The organism is Pseudomonadota bacterium, from assembly GCA_039196715.1.
Taxonomy (GTDB): Bacteria; Pseudomonadota; Gammaproteobacteria; order CALCKW01; family CALCKW01; genus CALCKW01.
In genome coordinates this window covers 13,871-34,103 of record JBCCUP010000049.1, presented here as the reverse complement: position 1 = coordinate 34,103, position 20,233 = coordinate 13,871, and the positions used below count along the sequence as shown (strand labels likewise).

Genomic DNA, 20,233 nt, shown 5'->3' with positions numbered 1-20,233 from the left:
CATCAGTAATCAACGTCCTGTACCGGAGACCGCCATGAAAGCCGCCCTTGCCCTGAGCGCCCTGTCTGCCACTGCCGTACTCGCCTACCAACACGATGCGGTCAACCCGCGACACGTGCCCGCCCTGCCGCTGCCGGGCGCGGTGGCCCTCCACCACGCGGACAAGCCGCTGTTCGACCTGGGCGGAGACGCAGTGCCGCTGACACTCAACCACCGCGGCGGGAATGCGCGCGCGGCGTTGTACGGCTTGAGCGACAACCGGCCGTGGTTCGTGCCCGAGCACCCGTTGGCGCTCGCCGCCGACTACACCGCGACCAGCCGCGTCGTGCACCGCGACGCCGACACGCAGCGTGAACGTGTCGACCACCGGCACTGGACCTTCACCACCGCCGACGGGCAGTGGCGCGGCAGCGAGAACCTCGCGATGGGTTCGCTGCGCAACGCCCACGACCCCCAACTCGCCACCCAGGCCGACGGTACGGTGTTGGCGCTGTGGCAGCACTCCAGCGACGGCGAGAGCAGCCTCTGGTGGAACCGATTCAACCCGCTCAGCGGCTGGAGCAGCGCGCGCAAGCTCGCCTCGGACATCGCCGGGCGCGCCGCCATGGCCAGCACACCGCGGGGCGACGCGATCGCCGTGTGGACACGCAGCGCTGCCGAAGACCGGGCCCGGTTGATCAGCGAGTCGGTCTGGGCGGCCCGTTTCGCACCCGACAGCGGCTGGTCGGAACCCACCCAGATCGACCGCCCGGGTGCAGCGAGCAGCCACCTGCCCCGCATCGCGCTCTCGGCTGACGGGTCGGCGCTGGCCGTGTGGGAAACACACACAGCAGACACCGTCTGGGGCAACCTCTACCGGCCGCAGACGGGCTGGCAAGGCGCCAAACCACTCGACCAGGGTGGACCGGACCTGGTCGATGCCCCCCGGGTGGGCGCCGACGCACGGGGCCGCTTCACCTTGAGCTGGCGTCGGTACCGCAAGGCGGACACATCGCTGTGGGTACGCCAATACCAACCCGGAAGTGGCTGGCAATACCCGCAGAAAATCACCGACAGCCTCGACGGCCAGGTGCGCGATCACCGTCTGGCCGTGACCGACGACGGCACTGCCGTGTCCCTGTGGGTTCAGGGTGCTGGCAACACCGGCCACGTGTACGCCAGCAGACACACACCCGGTCTCGGGTGGCGGGCACCGGTGGCGGTACAGCGCGACCCCGACACGGAGTCGGCACTGCCCTCGCTGGCGCTCGGCCCACACGGCGACGCCATCGCGGTCTGGATGCAACGCCGCGCGTCGAGCCAGGCCGCCTGGCAGGTGCACGCAAGCCAGTTCCGAGCGCAACGGTGGGGCACGCCAGCACCGCTCGCACGCGACGGTGAGGGCGGCTACCCGCGGGCGGCAATCGACAGCAACGGCAACGCGCTGGTCGCCTGGAGCCGTGTTGACGACGGCGGCGCCAGTGTCTGGGCGCGGCGTTACAGTGCCCGGAGTGGCTGGTCGCACGCCCACGCCATCACGCCGCGCTCCGCGATGCTCGCCGCGTTGGTGGTCGACCCGGGTGGTCGTGCGCTCGCGATCGGCCAGCGGCAGGATGCCCACGGCCAGATGCGCGTCTGGGCAAACCGGTTTGAGTAGTTCGAGGAGAGCGCCATGTTGACCCCCCTGCAACGCCAGTGGCTGGAAATCATTCCAGCCCGATTGAGCGCCCTGCTCACCACAGCGAACGAGCGACGAGAAGCCAAGGAGCTGTACTTCAGACTCGGACAGCGGCGTCTGGCGGACGGACGGCGCGCCGAGGTTCGCCTTCAGATCGTGGTCAACACGACACAGCAGGACGGTGGCGTGGGCTACATCGCCCCGCCTTCCGACTCATCACGTGACCGCTGAGCGGACCGCCGTCGTCGGTGAACGCAAAGCTGCACTTATTGTGAAAAAAACCGTGCATCCTGAATTAATGAACTACCATTCAATTAACCTGGTACACCAACAGGATGTTGGAACCTGAGCAAGGACGCGCCCCAGGCCCCTGACACCGCGCCACGTGATTCGGCCCCCGTGGCGCACCGGTGGAGTTAAATTTATTTGTAACCAGTTTCAGAAATTTCTCAAATTAGTGCAAACTCTACTATTGTTTTAAAACCTGGGAATACGGCAGGACGTCGGACACAGAGCAGGGACGCTCCAGGTTTGCGCCGCCCCACCCCTCCCCACCAGCCAGGCTGACGGCCCACCGGGCCGTCACATCGGGGGTCACCACCCCACTCGCGGCCTCGCCTTTGGCCTTGCCCTTGCAGAGCGAGGGCATGAATCGTCAAAACACCGTCACCCGCACCCTGCTCGCCGCAGCGGTGTCCGGCCTGCTCATCAGCTGCAACAGCGGCTCCACCGTCACATCCGCTGCCGATGACCCGGCACCCGCGCCCAGCGCGACGCCGAGTGATCCGCCCGCAGCCGACACGGCGCTCGCTGCGCCTGTCGCCCGCAACGCGTGTATTGCCAACGGTGCGGCGACCGGTTCGCTGGTCGGCCAGCTGTCCGACCACGTGACCGACACTGACAGCGTGGCGCTGCGCTACGAACTCACAGGCGACGCCACGAAAGGGCATGTCGAGATCGACCTGGCCACAGGCCAATACACCTACACGTCGACGACCGGTGAGCGCGGACACCTCGATCGCTTCAGCTACCGCGTGACCGACGCTGACGGCTTGAGCGACGAGGCCACGCTGTCGGTGGTGGTCGGCGAGCGCCGCATCATGCCGTTCGGCGACTCAATCACGGCAGGCGTCACCCATTTCACTGGCGTGACCGGTGACCAACCCGAGGTACCGTCCCGGGTAGGCTACCGGAAGCGGCTGCTCGACCGCCTGACCGCCGAAGGCTTCTCTGTGGACTTCGTCGGTAGCCAACAGGCCGGCGCAGCAAGTGGGATTTCTGACGCCGACCACCAGGGTCACCCAGGGTTTCGCACGAGCCTGCTGGCCGACAACGTGTCACGGTGGCTCGATCGGAACCCGGCCGACGTGATGTTGATTCACGTGGGCACAAACGACATAAGTCGCAGCGCCTTGCCCGTAGAGTTGCTGCTCCAGGAAATCCGAAACTGGGAGCTGCGCAACCACACCGTGGACGTGCTGGTGGCCACCATCATCGACCACCACGCTGACGTCTTTTGGGAAGACGTCGTAGAAGATTTCAATGCGGATCTTCGCCAACGCTTGGAAACAAACTGGCCCGAGGTCACCGTGGTCGACCAGTACGGTGCCCTCGACAACGTCGCCGACATGTCGCCGTTGTCGGTGGACAGCGTCGGCTTGCACCCCTCCGCCAGCGGCTACACCAAGATGGCCGACACCTGGTTCGATGCCCTGGTGGCATCGGCCAGCGTTGCGGATTGCCCGACCGGCAACTGACAAGGCTGCGCCTCCCCGGTGTCACCGTGGCCCGGGCGCCGCGCTTGCCCGGGTCTTCGCCGCACCGCAGAATGGTGTGACTCCCAACCGAGATTGACCCCATGGCCGCCTATTCCATTGTCCGCGTCGACGTACACGATGCCGAAGCCTACCAACGCTATGCCGAGCTGGCTGGCCAGGCGGCTGCTGAATTCGGGGCCGAGTTTCTGGTTCGCGGCGGCAAAACCGTGGTCAAAGAGGGCGACGCACGCGCTCGCAACGTGGTTGTGAAGTTCGCCGACATGGCCACTGCAGAGGCGTTCTACAACTCGCCGACCTACCAGGAAGCCCTGACGCACGGCCTGCCGGCGTCCACGCGCGAGTACATCATCGTCGAGGGCGTCTGACCTGCCGCTAGCCTGGCCGAGGGTCCGCACTCAACGCGGGTGCGAGGCCAGGGCTTCCGACCAACGCGCCGCCACGTCGGCGTCGCCGGTCAACTGCAGAAAGAGGGCCTGCAGCGCATCGCTGCTGCGCTCACCCGGCGCGTCGCCGTTTGCCGTGAGGTGCTGCCAGCCCAGCCACGCACCGGACACGCAGCGCAGCGTGATCGGCTGCAACGGCGTGGTGCGGTCCATCGATATCGGCGCGCGGTGACCCACCACGGCCTCGACGATCGGGTCGCTGAACATCCACATCTTGAGGATCGCGCCGCCGACGCGCTCGGGCCGAACCGCCGCCGCCTGGTCGAAGGTGCGCCGGTTGGCCAGCAACACAATGTCACCGAGTGTGCTCAGCATCCCGGCCAGTTCGCAACGGTCGATCTCGGCCGGGTCGAGGCCGCAGGCCGCTGCCATCTTGCGCGACAGCGTGCTCACGCCGTTGGAGGTCCGCGTCAGTGCCTCGAAAGCCTCACCGTCCGCCGACTGGACCTGACTGTACAGCGCGTTGGAAAGCACGAGGTTCTTGATGGTTTGCAGACCGAGCAGGTCGACCGCCTGTGCGACCGACTCGATGCCCTGGCAGTGCCCGAAACACTCCGAATTCACCACGCGAATCAGGTTCGCGGTCAGACCGACGTCGTTTTCGATGAGCCGACACAGTTCGTCCGCGTTCGGCGAGGTGCTCGCAGCCAGACGCCGCAACTCGCCCTGATGACGCGGGTTGGACGGCAAGGTGTCGAGGTTGAGCAGCAACGTGTAGAGATCCCGGTCGCGCAAGTCACCCTGCAACGCCATCGAGCGCTCGATGTGGTCCACCAACGCCGGCAGCTTCACCGGCTTGGCGATGAAGCGGTGCACCATCTTCAGCGATTCAAGCGTCGATTCGAAGCTCGCGAAGCCCGACAGGGCAATGCGCACCGTGTCCGAGTTGACTCCGATCACGTTCGTCAGAAAGTCGATGCCGTTCATCTTTGGCATGCGCATGTCTGACACCACGACGTCGACCGGGTTGGTGGCGATGAAGTCGAGCGCCGCGTTCGGATCGTCGAAACCGTGGACATCCCATGCCTTTCTCGATCGACTCAGGTTGCGGGTGATGCCGTTGAGCACCGACGTTTCGTCATCAACAAACACAACGGTGACCTGGTCAGGGGATCGACCCTCCGATCCCCGGGCCGGGCTCGCGCTGGGTGACAGGAAAGCGTTGGGCAACGATGCGTGCATGGCTCGACGGTCCGTGTAGTACCTCACCTCGACATAAGAGGTTCGTGCCACCGCCGCTGCTGTTGCATCGCGAAAAGGTGCTCGGGTCGCGCCGCCAACGCGCAGCGTTTGCGACCACCCGGGCGCAGATCACGGCCACAAAAAAACCCGCATGGGAGCGGGTTTCCGGGAAGTGTTTGGTAGGCGCGATTGGATTCGAACCAACGACCCCCACCATGTCAAGGTGGTGCTCTAACCAACTGAGCTACGCGCCTGCCGAATCGGCCATGTTAGCCAACCCCCAGCGACGCTGCAAGTGCAGAGCCCCTTGGGGGCCGACGATTGGCCACAGCAAAGTGGCCGCAGCTTGGTAGAATGCGGGGTTTTCCCGCCCTGGTGCCCCCCCATGGACCTCTCTTCGCTCACGGCACTGTCGCCCATCGATGGCCGCTACGCGAGCAAAACCGCGCCGCTGCGTCACTACTTCAGCGAATTCGGCCTGATTCGCCTGCGCGCCGAAGTGGAAGTGCGGTGGCTGCAGGCCCTGGCCGACGAACCGGCGATCGCCGAGCTCCCGCCTTTCTCCGAGCACGCCACAGCGACCCTGAACGCCCTGGTCGACGGCTTCGGCAGCGAGGACGCCACCCGGGTCAAGGCCATCGAGGCAACCACCAACCACGATGTCAAAGCAGTTGAGTACTACTTGCGTGAGCGCTGCGAGGCGGACCACGAGCTCGCCGCGGCCAGCGCCTTTCTGCATTTCGCCTGCACCAGCGAAGACATCAACAACCTCGCCTACGCGCTGATGCTCACCGAGGCGCGCGACGCCGTCCTGTTGCCGGCGATGGACAGGGTGTTGGACGACATCGCCGCGCTCGCTGCAGCACACACAGCGCAACCGATGCTGAGCCGTACCCACGGGCAAACCGCGTCACCCACCACGCTCGGCAAGGAAATGGCGAATGTCCACGTGAGGCTCCGCCGTCAACGCGACCAGGTCGCCGCGCTGTCACTCGGCGGCAAGATCAACGGCGCCGTCGGCAATTACAACGCCCACACCGTGGCCTACCCCGGTATCGACTGGCCCGCATTCGCGCAGCGCTTCGTCGAGTCGCTCGGCCTCGAATTCAACCCGATGACCACACAAATCGAACCGCACGACGGCATCGCCGAGCTGTTCGATGCCATGGCGCGCTTCAACACCGTGCTCATCGATTTCAGCCGCGACGTGTGGGGCTACATCTCGATCGGGTATTTTCGCCAGCGCCCCGTCGCTGGCGAGGTGGGTTCGTCAACCATGCCACACAAGGTGAACCCGATCGATTTCGAGAACGCCGAGGGGAACCTCGGCGTCGCGAACGCGCTGTTCGCTCATCTGGCAGCGAAACTGCCCGTCAGCCGCTGGCAACGCGACCTGACCGACAGCACGGTACTGCGCAATCTCGGGGTCGGTCTTGCACACAGCCTGATCGCATGGGGGTCACTCAACAAGGGTATCGGCAAACTGGAAGTCAACACGGCCCGTTTGCAGGAGGACCTCGACAACGCCTGGGAGGTCCTTGCCGAGCCGATTCAGACCGTGATGCGGCGCTACGGTGTGCCCGACGCCTACGAGCAACTCAAGGGATTGACCCGCGGCCAACAGATCAACGCCGAGACACTCAAGGCCTTTGTCGACGCACTCGATATTCCCGAGGACGGAAAAGCGCAACTCAGGGCGTTGACACCCGCACAGTACACCGGGGTTGCCACCACGCTGGCCGCGGACGCGCTGGCCCGCTGACCCCGGGTCAAAACTCGAAGCTGTACATGAAGTCGAGCGCGGACTCGACGCCCTGCACGGCTTCGACATACAACTGACGACCCAACTGGTACCGCGCGGTCAAGGTGCGAATCGGTGTGAACACGCCCACGCCGTACTGGACGCTGAGCTTGTCATTCAATTGGGCGTTGACCACGGCTGCAGTGTCATCACCGCTACCCTGTGCCTCGACACTCAGGCTCTGAATACCGAGCCCGGAGGCGACCCGGTCCGTCAAGCCGCCGCTGCGCTTGAGACCAAGTGACAGGGCCGCCCGCGTGATCGCGGCCTGTTGATCACCCGCTTCGTCCCAGGCGCGGCCGAGCACCAGGTAGCTCAGGGCCTCCTGGTCCGGCATGGCCGGTTCGGAGATCACGGCCACGGTCGGTGATGTCACCTTGCCGGAAATATCAAGCCCGGCTCGTACCTCGGTGAGCTCACGCCAGGCTGTGGCATCGACGACCGCGTCGCCGGGCAAGCCGGCGAACACGATTTCACCGCGTTGAATCGACAAGTCCTGCCCCCAGGCCTTGTAGCGACCGTCGAGTATCTGAAGGTCGCCAAAAAGCTGCACCGGCTGGGCGGCGTTCAGCCGCACCTCGAACAAGCCGCCCAGTCGGCTGTCAAAGCCGAATCCGCGCAAATACACCGCGTCGCCGAGTTGGACGTCGACGTCCACATCGAGCACCTGCCCACCGGATCGCGGCGCTCCGTCGTCTTCAGGCACGTCGACAATGACGGCATCACGCGACGGCGTCGGGGCTTGCGCTTCCGGTGCCACGATCTCGATGTCCGCCTCGTCGACCACGACGGCACCGCGCACACGCACGCGGTCGTCCGACACCGAGAGCGAGAGCGCCGGACTCACGGCGGCGACAACCCAGGGTCGCACATCAACCGGCACGCCTGTCCCGTCGACCCGCAGGTCGGCCCGGAGCCCACCAGTCCAGGCTGCATCACCCTGTAGCCGAACGGTTCCGTCCCCGCCGTCGGGCGACCGCCAGCCACCGTCGAAGCGCGCCGAATCGCCGTCGAGCGTCACGGTAAGCTCGGCATCGGCGAGTTCGGTTGGCAGGTCGAGCCCACGCACGTCACCGCCCGACAGCACGAGTTGCCCATCGACACGCGGCCCCGTGTCTGTCCCGCGGACGCGCGCGTCCAGGCCAAGCACACCGGCAAGTTGATCGAGCTCGGGCACCAAGGCGTGTACGGACGCCAGATCCAGTGCCGACCAGCGGACCGTGGCGTCGTAGTCGCTCGCCGCGCCGAGCGGCACACGGGCGTCCACTCGGCCATCGCCCAGTGCGCCACCGGCCGTGCGCAGTGACAGTTGCAGGTGATCCGATTGCGCGGCGTCCGCGCCTGTGGTCGCATCCACTGACACACGGCCGAGGGCGAGCGCCACCGTCTCGCCATCGGTCGAGGGCACGCGAGCCTCCAGGGCATCGATCGACACAGCGCCTTGTACGCTCGGCGCAGACGACGCCGTCCAGGCGCTCTGCAGGGCACCGTTGATCCAGCCTTCGAGTGCGATGGCGTCCGCCAGAGCCGCGGTGGCCCAGTCAACGGGCACGCGCTCGACACGCAGGTCCAGGTGCCCCTGCGCTGCCAGGCGGGCAGCGTCGTCCAGGCAGAGCCGCGCAGGTGACGCGCCCCAACAGTGCGCCCCCACCGTCACCGCCCCGTCCGCCACCCGCAGCGCGATCGTCGTGTCGCTGCGCCACTGGCGCCCCCCGGCGGTGACCGACCCGGTGCTGACCTCACCCGCCCAGACGGCGCCGTCAAATGCGCCCGAGCCCGACACCGTCGCAGACGCGGGTTCACCGCGCACCGTGATGTCGACGGTGTGCGCCACCTCGGTGCCCCGCAGTGCCACGCTGCCGTCATTGGTCACGCCACCCTCGAGCGCCAGCCCCTGCCAGCGCACAGTGGCGTTCGACGCCAACTGACCGCCCGACACCCATGCGCCATCCACGGTCAATCGGTCCACCGCGACGCCGGTGTAGCGCAGGCCATCGACGGTGAGCGCAACGTCGGCCGTTGGACTCAAGCGCTCGCCGGACGCGTTCACGGTGCCACGCACCACACCGCCGAGGTCGGGCAAGACATGCGAGAGCTCGGGCAGGTCGAGCGTCGCCGCGAGGTCGACCGTGTCGCCGGCCGAGCCCGAGATCAACACGCGGTTGGCACCGACCTCGAGCGAGAGACCGGTGTCGCCGATGCGGACCGTGTCGTTATCTACCGACACGGTGCCGTCGAGCCGAACCGGCCGCTCGCGCAGCGTGCCGGTCAGCGCGGCGTCGGCGCGATCAACGACCCAGGCATCGCCTCCACGCGCGGAGACTGCCAATGTGCCACCGATACGGCCCTCGGCCTCCTCGGCAACCACCCCGGGGTTGACGTCGGTGATCACAGCATCGAACGCGAAAGCCGGCGAGTCGCCCCAGTTGGCGTGCCACTCGAGCTCCGCATCACCCGCCGCGGTCGACACCGACAGCGCGCCATCGCGCACAGCGCCGCCAGTGTCCAGTTCACCGCCGGCCTCGATCGCCGCCGTCGGCCACGCCGGGTGTGCAACGGCCGTTGTCAGCGACCAGGCCAGCGCGTCGAGATGCCCCGCGGCCCGGAGGTCGGTTGACGTCGCGACCACGTCTGCCGGGCCCGACACGGGCCACTGCGCGTGCGCGATGGCCAGGCTGGCATCGAGCCACAACGGTGTGCGCACGGGGTGCACCTTGGCGACCAGAGAGGCGGTTGCGGCGCCGTCGAGCGACGCCGCGACGTCGAGGTCCTCGAGCGTGTTCCCCAGGGTGACCGTCAGGGCGCCTGCGGGCAACTGCTGACCGCCAACGTCAGCCGCGTTGTGGCGCAGCACAATGTCCAGGGCCAGCGGATAGGCATCGCGCAACTCGACGTCGCCGGACACCGACAGGGCACCGTCGAGGGGCCCGACCGTCCAGTCGAGTGCCAGGGTGTCGACGCGGAGCTGCGACGCACGCGCCGCACCGGCAAGATCGATATCGCGAAGCGCCACCGCCGTCGCACCCTGCTCGTACGTGAACTGCGCGAGGTCGAGGCGACCCAGGCGCACCCCGATCGGCAGGGAAACCGTCGGCAGAGACACCGGCTGTGGTGCGGTGTCGTCCGCCTCGGGTGACGCCGCAGGCAGGCGCAGGCTGAGCCGGCTCGCACGCGCCAGATCCAGGCACAGCACGCGCTCGAGCAGGCAGCTCAAACGCCAGCGCAGGTCGAGCTCGCGTGCGGAAAAGACCGTATCACCTTCTTGGTAGTCGACCTGATCGACCGTCAACCCCGACCACAATCGCCCACGCGCGTCACCCAGTGTGAGCGCCGACACGCGGCCGTCGACGACCCGAAGCAACGCGCGCGTGCCGGTCTCGGTTGCGATCAGCGCGCCCAGCGCGACCACGGCCACCAGCGACAGCAGCAGCCCGATCCGCACCAGAGACGTGAGGACGCGGCGCACGGTCAGAGCCCGATCGTCAGGTGGATGCGCCAGTCGCCGTCACCCGCCGTGACCGGACGCGCGACATCGAACATCACGGGACCCACCGGCGAGTACCAGCGCACGCCGAGGCCCGCACCCGTGCGCACCGGCTCCCCGGAATCGACCCAGGCGCGGCCGCGGTCAGCGAACACCGCCGCCCCCCAGCTCTCGCGAAACCGATACTCGTACTCCAGTGAAGCGACCAACAGCCGGTTGCCACCCGTCGCGGTGCCCTCGGCGTTCTGCGGCGACGCATCGCGCGGCCCGAAACCCCGAATGCTGCCGTCGCCACCGGCGAAAAACCGCAGCGAGGTCGGCATGCTGGCGACGTCGGCCTGCCAAAGCCGGCCGAGTTCGAGCCGGCCCCGGAGCCAGTGCCGCGGCTGCATTTCAAAACGCGCAGCTGTGCGGCTGTAGGCGCGAATGAAGCCGAAGTCGGCGCCGAGGTCCTCGTGGGCCGCGAGCAGTTGGACCGAGCCATCGAGCGGGATGTCTGGCACGTCGCGCCACGACAGTACATGGGCAAAGCGCACGTCGTAACCCGCCATCAACGCACGGAACTCGACGCCGGAGTCGCCAGGCAAGCCGCGGTCGCGTTGGTACCGCAGATAGCGTGTGTCGACCAGGTCCGCGCTGTGCCGCCGCTCACGCGCGACGCGCGCGTTCTGTTGGGTCGCGGACGCGCCGTCGACGGTTTCTCTCAGGGCCCCGGCGGAAAACAGCCAGGCGCGTGTGGCGGGTCGGTCACTGTCAGGCACGCGGTATTCGACATTGGCGCTGCGCCGGGGTTCGGACAGTTCGAGGTCCAAGGCCGCGCTGTGACCCCGATCGTCGATCAGGTACCGGTCCCAGCCACCGCGCAGCCGCACGCCCACGTCGGTTGCATAGCCGGCGCCGAGTCGCACGCGGTTGGGCTTGCGCGCCTCGAGTTCAACCCGCAGCGGCACCGCACCGTCGGCCACCTTGTCGAATTCAGGCAGCACGCGGGCACGGGCAAAGAAGCGGTTGTCCCGGAGTCGGCGTGCGTACTCGGCGAGCACGTCTGCCGAGTAGCGCCCGCCCTCGTCGAAGGGCGCGAGGTTGCGCACGATGTCCTCGCGGATCGGGCTGTCGTCAATGGTCACCGTGCCGATGCGGTAGGCGGGCCCGAGCGCGAGTTCGAGCTCGATCGCCGCGGAGGCGGCGCCGAGTGACACGGAGAGTTGCTGTCGCGTGTAGGCCGCCTCGAGGAAGCCGAGTGAAATGGCGCGGTTGAGCAGACCGTCGCGCAGGGATTCGTAGGTCGCGTGTTGCAGCCGTGCCCCGAGCACCGGGCTGTTGTCGTCGAGCCAGTCGAGCAAGGTGGGGGCGTCGCTGCGCGCGCCAGGCACGGATACAGCGACCTCGTTCAACCGCACTTCTGTCCCGGTGCCAAGGGCAATCGTGACACCAGCGTCCGCGTCTCGCACGTCGACGGGCACCCCGTAGTAGCCCTCGCTCTGCAGTGCGAGCTGCACGCGAGACGGCAATTCTCGGATCCAGTAGCGGCGATCCCGCGGGCGGTCGCCGCGGGGTTGGCCGGCCCATTCGGCGATGCGCTCGGCCAGCGGCGAGTCCGCAGGCTCGACACGCACCTGATTTGCCTGGTCGACCGACGCCGAGTCGGTCGGCACATCGTCCGCGCGCACCGGTCCCACGAGGGCACCGAGGGCGACCGACACAAGCACCCACCGTGCGGTGCGGTGGACGAGGCGGTGGCGTGCGAGAAAGGCCATGGACGAAAGCATACCGTGCGATACCCAAGCCGGTGCAGCGACAGTGCCAACGAACAGCATGGCGGTGCACCGATGCGGTTCCCGGTCGACGGGGTCAGCGGCTGACGTGCTGCGCTCACACGGCGTCGCGACGCGATTGGCGTCACCGAATGACGGCCCCGATAGCTGTCATAATGCGCGCTGACATCCACCCGATCGCCCCCATGCTGCCGCCCCTCCACTGGCCCAGCGGCCTCAATGCCGAACGCTTCATCAGCGACTATTGGCAACAACGGCCGCTGCTGTTCCGCAACGCGTTCCCAGGGCTTGACAACCCGCTGCCGGCCGACGAGCTCGCCGGGCTCGCCTGCGAGCCCGAGGTCCCGAGTCGGCTGGTGATCGAATCGCGTGGCGAGCGGCCCTGGGAATTGCGCACGGGCCCGCTCGAACCCGACACCTTCGACTGGCTCGGCACCGAGGGCTGGTCGCTGATGGTCACCGACCTCGACAAGCTGCTGCCGGATTTTCGCGACGCGCTGACGCCCTTCCGTTTCATCCCGGACTGGCGTATCGACGACCTCATGGCGTCCTTCGCCCCCCCGGGTGGCTCGGTGGGACCGCACTTCGACGCCTACGACGTCTTCCTCATCCAACTCGAGGGTCGTCGGCGGTGGGACATCGGACCGGAACCCGAGGCGGGCTATACCCTGCGGGCCGACACCGACCTCAAGATCATCGATCAGCCGCAGTTCACGGAGAGCTTCCTGCTCGAGCCGGGCGACATGCTCTACCTGCCACCCCGCTACGCACACCACGGCGTGGCACTCGACCCGTGCATCACCTGGTCCATCGGTTTCCGCGCCCCGGCCATCGGCGAGCTGGCGGCGGCGTGGGGCGACAGCGTGGCGAACGACCTGCCCGGCGATGCGCTCTACACCGACGCCGGCTTTGCGCCACAGGACAACCCGGGGGAGCTGACGCGGGCAGCCGCAGACGCGCTGCGCACCCGGGTGCGCGAGGCGCTCGACGGCGACAGTGCGGCGTTTGATCTGTTTCTCGGTCAGCACCTCACCGACCGTGCCGCCGACACGGTCCTGAACCGCACTCCCCTCGACCCGGCGGCACTGCGCGAACTTGCGGCACGCGACGATCAGCGCCTGGAACGCCACACGGCGATCCGCTTCGCCTATGTCGCCTATGCCGACCACGCCATGTTATTCGCCGGCGGTGTCCCGCTGACCACCCACGTCGAAGCCGCCAGAGCAGTGTGCGCACACACACGGTGGCAGGGTGACGCCCTCGCCGCACTGCTTGACGTGGGCGGTGCCACTGAGCTTCTAATAGCGTTGGGCGCGCTGGGGTTTGTGGTAATCGATGACGACAACGACTGATTGGGACACCCGCGAAGTCGACTGGCGCGACAGCGAGACCGTCGAGGCGGTGCGGCGCGTGCGCCACGCCGTTTTCGTCGTTGAACAGGACGTCCCCGAGGAGCTCGAGTGGGACGGCAGTGACAGCGCCTGTCGACACGTGATCGCGCTGGACGCAAGCGGTGCCGTGGTCGGAACCGGTCGGCTCGATTCGGATGACCACATCGGCCGCATGGCCGTTGCCCGCGAAGCGCGCGGCCAGGGCGCGGGACGCGCGGTGCTGGACCACCTGATTGCGATTGCCCGCGAGCGCGGTTCCCGCGAGGTGGTGCTCAATGCGCAGATACACGCCATGGCGTTTTACGTGCACGCCGGTTTCGAGGCTTTCGGTGAACGTTTCATGGAAGCGGGCATCGAGCACCAGAGCATGCTCAAACGGCTCGTGTGAGTGACCCGTGCGCTTTCCCCGCAAACCCGACATCCCCCCGACCGACGCCGACGACGCAGACGACGACGCCGCGCTGTTCCGCAAGGCCGTCGGCGACGTGCGCCCGGTGGCCAACCGCAATGCGTCTCTCGACAAGCCTCGCCCCGCACCGCGCCCACGCCAGCAGGAACTGGACGATCGCGCGGTCATCGACGAGCTGCTGAACCACCCGCTCGACGACGAGGCCGAACTCGATGGCGAGCACGTGTCCTACGCGGCGCCGGGTATCCAGCAACACGTGCTGCGCAAACTGCGCCGCGGCGCCATCGCCGTCCAGGCCGAGTTGGACCTGCACGGCTTCACGGTCGAGGCCGCTCGGCGCGAGACCGCCGAATTCATTGCAGCGGCCCGCGACCGCGACCTGCGTTGCGTACGCGTCATCCATGGCAAGGGCCGGCGCCAGATCGATCAGGCACCGAAACTCAAGCAGTTGCTCACACGCTGGCTGCCGTCGCGCCCCGAGGTGCTGGCATTGTGTTCCGCGCGGGCCGCCGACGGCGGCACCGGCGCGCTCTACGTGCTGCTCAAGCGCCGCACCGAGGCCCGTTGAGCGGTCGCCGGCTCGCCACCGACCGACGCCGGTTTGACAGCGGTATCCGGTCTGTTTAATTTACTTTTCGAATTTAATATCACCCGGACCGCGGAGGACACCCATGTACCTCGGAATTGACCTCGGCACATCCGGCCTGCGGGCCGTCTTGGTGGACGACAGCAGCACCGTGATCGGGTCGGCGGATACCCACTACGGCGTAGACCACCCGCACCCGGGCTGGAGCGAGCAGGACCCCGCCGACTGGATCACCGCGTGCCGTGAGGCCGTGGCGGCCCTGCGCAGCGCGCACGGCGCGGCCTTCACCGCGGTGCGCGCGATCGGCCTCAGCGGCCACATGCACGGGGCCACCCTGCTCGATGGCAGCGACACCGTGCTGCGCCCGTGCATTCTCTGGAACGACACGCGCTCGGCCGCTGAGGCGGCGGCGCTCGACGCCGTGGCCGGGGTACGCGACCGCAGCGGCAACATCGTGTTTCCGGGATTCACTGCACCCAAGCTGCGCTGGGTGGAAAACCACGAGCGCGACGTGTTCGACCGTGTGGCCACCGTGCTGCTGCCAAAGGACTACCTCCGACTCTGGCTGACCGGTGAAGCGGTCAGCGACTGCTCGGACAGTGCGGGCACCAGCTGGCTGGACGTGGGCGCACGCGACTGGTCCGACGCCTTGCTCGACGCGGGCCACATGCGCGCAGACCAGATGCCACGCCTGGTCGAAGGGGCCGCGGTATCCGGCGAGTTGCGTGCCGAGCTGCTGGGTGAATGGGGCCTCAGCGGCCCGGTGCGGGTTGCCGGGGGTGGCGGCGACAATGCCGCGGCGGCCGTCGGCGCTGGTTGCGCGCGCGAGGGCGATGGCTTTGTCTCGCTCGGCACTTCCGGGGTGCTGCTCGCCGCGCGCGCCGGCTACGCACCCGCGCCCGAGAGCGCGGTTCACACCTTCTGCCACGCGCTGCCGGACACCTGGTACCAGATGGGGGTCATGCTGGCCGCCACCGATTGCCTGAACTGGCTCGCGCGCCTGCTCGGTCGCGCACCGGCCGACCTCGCAGCCGAAGTCGAACAGCCCATAACGGGACCGTCCGACACGGTGTTTCTGCCCTACCTCTCGGGCGAGCGCACGCCTCACAACGACAGCGCGGCGCGCGGCGCATTCGCCGGGCTCGCCATCGCCGACGATCCCGCGGACCTCACCCGCGCGGTCATGCAGGGCGTGGCCATGGGTTTGCGCGACAGCCTCGACGCCCTGCACAGCACCGGCGCCACGCCGTCACGTCTGCTCGCCATCGGCGGCGGCGCACGCTCCCGTTTCTGGCTCGAGACCCTCGCGACCGTGCTGGGTGTACCGCTCGACGTGCCGGAGGGCGGCGAATTCGGCGCGGCGCTGGGCGCGGCGCGCCTGGCGATGCTGTGCGACAACACACGCGCCGTCGACGCGGTGCTGACGTCACCGCCGCTCGCGTACACCGTCGAGCCGCGCGCTGAGTTGCTCGAAGACTATGCCGCAGCGCACGCCCGGTTCAAGGCCGTGTACCCGGCACTGAAGTCGGCCCTGGCATGACACTGTCCAGCCGAGCCCGCCGTGGTGTCTGGCTGATCGCCAGCCTCGCGTGCGCTGTCGGTGCCACCGCCGCCTCAACCGCGTCTGACAGCGCCACCGACGCGCTGCGCGAGGCGCTCGGGCCGCGCCCGGGCTTTGCCCAGCCTGACCCCAAGCGCGTCGCCCTGGGCCACAGCCTCTTCTACGATCCGGTCCTCTCCGGCAACCGCAACATCAGCTGTGCAACCTGCCACCACCCGACACTCGGCACCGGTGACGGGGTCTCGCTGTCACTCGGCGAGGGCGGCATCGGCCTCGGCCCCGATCGGATTGCGGACCCGGACAACCCGCCCGAGCAACGCATCCCGCGCAACGCACAGGCGCTGTTCAACTTGGGCGCAGACAGCATCACCACCTTCTTCCACGACGGCCGGCTCGAAGTCGATCCGAATCACCCCGACGGCATTCGCACACCGCTCGGCGAGGACATGCTGGGCGGTTTCGCGTCGGCGCTCTCGGCGCAGGCCATGTTCCCGGTGCTCTCACCGGACGAAATGGCTGGCCACTACGCGGAGAACGACATCGCACTTGCCGTCCGGCAGGGCCGCATCACCGGGCCCGACGGCGCCTGGGAGCGTGTGACGCAGCGCGTGACCGAGATCCCGGCCTACCGCGCGCAACTCGACGCGATCTACGGCCCCGGCGCAGCGGTGGACTTCACCGACATCGCCAACCTGATCGCCGATTTCATTGCCGTGGAGTGGCGCGCGGACGCGAGTGCCTTCGACCGCGCGCTGCTTGGCGGTGAGCCACTCGAACCGGCAGCGCAACGCGGGCTGTCGGTGTTCTACGGGGCGGGCAACTGTGCCAGCTGCCACAGCGGCTGGCTGCACACTGACCAGGCGTTTCACGCGATTGGCGTGCCGCAGTTCGGGCCGGGCAAGGCTGCCCGGTTCGAGTCTCACCAGCGCGACGAGGGACGCTTGCGGGTGACCGGCAACGAGGCCGACCGGTTCCGGTTTCGCACGCCGAGCCTGCGCAACGTCGCACTGACGGCGCCCTACGGCCACACCGGTGCCTTCGCCACGCTTGAAGACATGATCGCCCACCATGTCAACGTGCCACAGTCGAACGCGCTCTACGACACCACACAGGCCATACTGCCCACGTTTGCCGGTGCATCGCGGGATTGGCAGGCCTGGTCCGACAAAGCGCAACGCGCGGACATCACGGCGCGCGCCGAAATACAGCCCGTATCACTCAGCGAAGCCGAGGTCTCGGACCTCGTCGCCTTTCTTCACAGTCTCACCGACACGAGTTGGCGAGTGCGTGGCCTCGGTGTACCGGACACGGTGCCGAGCGGCTTGCCCCTGGATCAGTAAGGCTCGATACGCAACCCCGGTCCGTCGCGCACCACACGCAGGCTCTGGTTGGCGTCGACCCGGTGCCACGTGCTGACGGACTGATCGGGCCAGACCACGCGCACCTCGACCGACTCAGCGTCGCCCAGGCCCAGGTGCATCGGCACGGCATCACCACCGGCGTGCCCGCCGCCACGGGTGATTTCCCGGCTCCATTGCCGTGTGCCTCCGCGGACCTCGACGTAGGCGCCGAGCGCCTCGGGGTTTCGCCCGGGCTGGGACACGTTCAGGCGCAGCCAGTGCCGCGTTGCCGAGCGGTTCTGGTAGAGCTCGAGCGGCGCGCGGCGGTTGTTGACCACGATGTCCAGCAAGCCGTCGCGGTTGAGGTCGACCACCGCAGCGCCGCGACCGCGCTCGGTCGACGCCACGCCGGCCTCCGCCCCGACCTCGACGAAACGGCCGTCCTCACGCTGCAAGAGCAGGTTGTTCGGGTCCTTGAGAGCGGCATCGGGCATCTGATCCACATTGCCTTTGGCGATGAAGAGATCGTCGAGGCCGTCGTTCTGCACATCACCGAAGGCCGCATGCCACCCTGTCGACGGGCGGCCGTCGCCGCCCGTGTACGGGCGGTGGGCACTGGCACCGAATTCGAATGGCGCGTTGCGGTACACCGGGCCCGCTGCGCCCGGTTCGTGAAACTGCAGCTTCTGATCGCCGATCGAGGTCAGCATGACGTCGTTGTAGCCGTCCTGGTTGAGGTCACGCGAGGCGATGCCCATGCCCCAGAGCGCGTAGTCACGCCAGCCCTCCTCCGCTCGGTACAGCCGCGGCTCGGGCTCCATGGCCCACATCTGTTCCCGCCCGTCGCGGACGTAGTAGTGCCTGTCGTTGCTCACGCGCAGGTCGGCGCGGCCTGACCGCGACCAGTCAGTGAAGAGCATCGACAGCGCACAGTGCCCGGGCGCGAGCGACCGGGGCGCAGCGTAGCGCTCCCCCTCTGGTCGGTAGAGCAGCGTTTCGCTGCATTGGCCGAACGGGCCGTCCGGGTGGTGGCGATCGACGTAGGTGCCGATCGCGAAGGTCGGCAGCTGTGCCCCGGCTTCGAAGGTGGCGGAGAACGCCGTGCTCCAGAGGTCCGGACTCTGAAAGCCCCAGGCTGCTGGTGCCTCGTCAAAGGCGCAGTCGCCGCGCCCCCGCAACAGCGTGTCGGGCCCGACCCGCAACAGCACCAGATCCTGGTGGCCGTCGCTGTCGATGTCCACCGGGTAGACGCCGGTCACGCCGGTTCGGGCGACAGTGTCCGGCGTGTCGACGGCAAACCGCAGCGTATCGCCGGCGGCAGGCGTGCGGTTGCGCAGCAGCTTTGCCGGCGCGTCACCGCCGGCGACCACGAGTTCGGGCAAGTCGTCACCGTCGCAGTCGAAGGCGGCAACCCCACCACCGACAAAATGGTGCCAGCCGCCCAGGTACTGGTGATCCGGCACCGGCAGCTGCTCGAACCGCACCGTGTCAGGCGTTTGCGCCCGCACGTCACACCCGCCTGCGGCGAGCACCACGAGCCCGAACATCACCCGCATCGCGTGCCGTGTTGCGTGCACTGGCTGCTCACTCCGCATGCGCACCGAGCTCCTGAATCCGCAAGGCCGACACCCCGTCGATTGCGAAGGCGGCAGCCCCCTTGGCCCACATCAGGTCACCCCATTGGTGGACCGCGACCTCGGTGTCGGCGGTGTCGACCTGCACGACATGGGAGCGCATCTCCGCGATCGCGCTCTGCGCGTCGAGGTGGTCGAAGGACGCCCGCTGACCGGCCAGGATCACGAGCTGCGGGTCGAAGATATTGACGACGTTGGCAAGGCCGAGCGCGAACATGCGCCCTGCGCGTGTGAAGACCGCCCGCGCAACGGCGTCACCGCGCTGGGCCGCCTGCCAGAGGTCGGGCAGGCTCTGCACGTCTGATTGCCCGATACGTGCCTCGCGCAGCAGCGCGTAGTCTCCAACGTAGGCTTCAAGACAGCCGCGCTGTCCGCACTGGCACAGGGCGCCCTCGAGTTGCACCTTGGTGTGGCCGAACTCTGTGCCGCAGCCGCGCACGCCCCGGTAGATCTGGTGGTCGATGACCACGCCCATACCGACGCCGTGCTCCACGGTCAGCACGACGAAGTTGGCCACGCCGCGCCCGAGACCGAAAAGCTGTTCGGCCTTGGCTATCAGGTTCGCGTCGTTGTCGAGGAACACGGGGCACCGCATCTCGGTGCGCAGGTTCTCGCCGAACGCGACGTTGCGGCGGTCGAGCGACGGCGACCAGTGAACGAAGCCGCGGCGGGCATCAATCAACCCCGCGAGGCCAATGCCGACGCCGTCCAGGTCATCGCGTGTGAAGCCACCCTTGGCGCACACGTCGTCGAGCACAGCCGCCGCAGCCGCCGACAGGTCGTCGGGCGGCAGACAGGGCGAGTCGAGCTGCGTCACGAGGCTGACAGTGTCCTTGCCCTCGAAATCGACGACCACAGCCGAAATCGATTCCCGCGCGATCTTGAGCCCCGCCACCCGACACGCAGCGCCGCGCACCTTGAGCGCAACGCGCGGACGCCCGCGGCGGGGTTTGTCGCCGCCCTCGCTCTGACTGGCCGATTCCACGGTGGTGATCAGCCCGGCACTGAGCATTTCGGCGGTGATCGCGGTCACCGACGCCGGGCTCAGGCCAACCCGTTCGGCGATGTCGACGCGCGCCAGACCGTCGCCGGCACGGATCGCGTCAAGCACCACGCGTCGGGCGCTGAGGCGTTGTTCAAGGGCGTGTGTGGTGTTTTCCATGGTCTCGGGTGTCACCGTGCGTTGCACGAC

Annotated in this window: 15 protein-coding genes and 1 tRNA gene; 10 read left to right on the top strand and 6 right to left on the bottom strand. The window is 67.9% G+C overall.

Annotation, left to right across the window (positions count from 1 at the left end):
• The first annotated feature begins 34 nt into the window (after window positions 1-34).
• From AAGA11_15660 to AAGA11_15645, 4 genes are all read left to right on the top strand, one after another.
• Window positions 35-1,636, top strand: a complete 1,602-nt coding sequence (locus AAGA11_15660; GenBank protein ID MEM9604303.1) for a hypothetical protein — start codon at window positions 35-37, stop codon at window positions 1,634-1,636.
• Between the two features lie 15 nt (window positions 1,637-1,651).
• Window positions 1,652-1,888: a hypothetical protein gene (locus AAGA11_15655; GenBank protein ID MEM9604302.1), complete on the top strand. Its 237-nt coding sequence runs from the start codon at window positions 1,652-1,654 to the stop codon at window positions 1,886-1,888.
• A gap of 416 nt (window positions 1,889-2,304) precedes the next feature.
• Window positions 2,305-3,414: a GDSL-type esterase/lipase family protein gene (locus AAGA11_15650; GenBank protein MEM9604301.1), complete on the top strand. Its 1,110-nt coding sequence runs from the start codon at window positions 2,305-2,307 to the stop codon at window positions 3,412-3,414.
• A gap of 101 nt (window positions 3,415-3,515) precedes the next feature.
• Window positions 3,516-3,800: a DUF1330 domain-containing protein gene (locus AAGA11_15645; GenBank protein MEM9604300.1), complete on the top strand. Its 285-nt coding sequence runs from the start codon at window positions 3,516-3,518 to the stop codon at window positions 3,798-3,800.
• A gap of 30 nt (window positions 3,801-3,830) precedes the next feature.
• On the opposite strand, the gene AAGA11_15640 is transcribed toward AAGA11_15645, so the two are convergent.
• Together AAGA11_15640 and AAGA11_15635 are read right to left on the bottom strand one after the other, a co-directional pair.
• Entirely contained in the window at window positions 3,831-4,970 is a 1,140-nt protein-coding gene (locus tag AAGA11_15640) for an HDOD domain-containing protein (GenBank protein ID MEM9604299.1), read from the bottom strand.
• Between the two features lie 267 nt (window positions 4,971-5,237).
• Window positions 5,238-5,314: transfer RNA gene (locus AAGA11_15635), tRNA-Val, on the bottom strand.
• 131 nt (window positions 5,315-5,445) lie between these two features.
• On the opposite strand from AAGA11_15635, the gene purB reads away from it, so the two are divergent.
• Window positions 5,446-6,822, top strand: a complete 1,377-nt coding sequence (gene purB / locus AAGA11_15630) for an adenylosuccinate lyase (GenBank protein MEM9604298.1) — start codon at window positions 5,446-5,448, stop codon at window positions 6,820-6,822.
• A gap of 7 nt (window positions 6,823-6,829) precedes the next feature.
• On the opposite strand, the gene AAGA11_15625 is transcribed toward purB, so the two are convergent.
• The gene (locus AAGA11_15625; GenBank protein MEM9604297.1) at window positions 6,830-10,327 is read right to left on the bottom strand and encodes a translocation/assembly module TamB domain-containing protein; all 3,498 of its coding nucleotides are present in this window, start codon (window positions 10,325-10,327) and stop codon (window positions 6,830-6,832) included.
• Between the two features lie 2 nt (window positions 10,328-10,329).
• Window positions 10,330-12,162 carry an autotransporter assembly complex family protein gene (locus tag AAGA11_15620; protein MEM9604296.1) on the bottom strand — a complete coding sequence of 611 codons (1,833 nt, stop codon included), beginning with the start codon at window positions 12,160-12,162 and terminating at the stop codon, window positions 10,330-10,332.
• A gap of 143 nt (window positions 12,163-12,305) precedes the next feature.
• Between AAGA11_15620 and AAGA11_15615 the strand changes: the two genes are divergently transcribed.
• From AAGA11_15615 to AAGA11_15595, 5 genes are all read left to right on the top strand, one after another.
• Complete coding sequence (locus tag AAGA11_15615) at window positions 12,306-13,472, top strand: cupin domain-containing protein (protein MEM9604295.1); 1,167 nt, start codon at window positions 12,306-12,308, stop codon at window positions 13,470-13,472.
• Window positions 13,456-13,899: a GNAT family N-acetyltransferase gene (locus AAGA11_15610; GenBank protein MEM9604294.1), complete on the top strand. Its 444-nt coding sequence runs from the start codon at window positions 13,456-13,458 to the stop codon at window positions 13,897-13,899. The genes AAGA11_15615 and AAGA11_15610 overlap by 17 nt, the downstream gene beginning before the upstream one ends.
• A gap of 7 nt (window positions 13,900-13,906) precedes the next feature.
• Entirely contained in the window at window positions 13,907-14,488 is a 582-nt protein-coding gene (locus AAGA11_15605) for a Smr/MutS family protein (GenBank protein ID MEM9604293.1), read from the top strand.
• A gap of 103 nt (window positions 14,489-14,591) precedes the next feature.
• Window positions 14,592-16,046, top strand: coding sequence for a xylulokinase (gene xylB, locus AAGA11_15600; GenBank protein MEM9604292.1), 1,455 nt, complete (start codon window positions 14,592-14,594; stop codon window positions 16,044-16,046).
• The gene (locus AAGA11_15595; protein ID MEM9604291.1) at window positions 16,043-17,407 is read left to right on the top strand and encodes a cytochrome c peroxidase; all 1,365 of its coding nucleotides are present in this window, start codon (window positions 16,043-16,045) and stop codon (window positions 17,405-17,407) included. Before xylB ends, AAGA11_15595 begins: the two co-directional genes overlap by 4 nt.
• Here the strand turns inward: AAGA11_15595 and AAGA11_15590 are convergent.
• Complete coding sequence (locus AAGA11_15590) at window positions 17,401-19,002, bottom strand: CRTAC1 family protein (protein MEM9604290.1); 1,602 nt, start codon at window positions 19,000-19,002, stop codon at window positions 17,401-17,403. The two genes, AAGA11_15595 and AAGA11_15590, sit on opposite strands and share 7 nt — an antisense overlap.
• Window positions 18,992-20,203, bottom strand: coding sequence for an ROK family transcriptional regulator (locus AAGA11_15585; GenBank protein MEM9604289.1), 1,212 nt, complete (start codon window positions 20,201-20,203; stop codon window positions 18,992-18,994). Before AAGA11_15585 ends, AAGA11_15590 begins: the two co-directional genes overlap by 11 nt.
• Window positions 20,204-20,233: the final 30 nt, after the last annotated feature.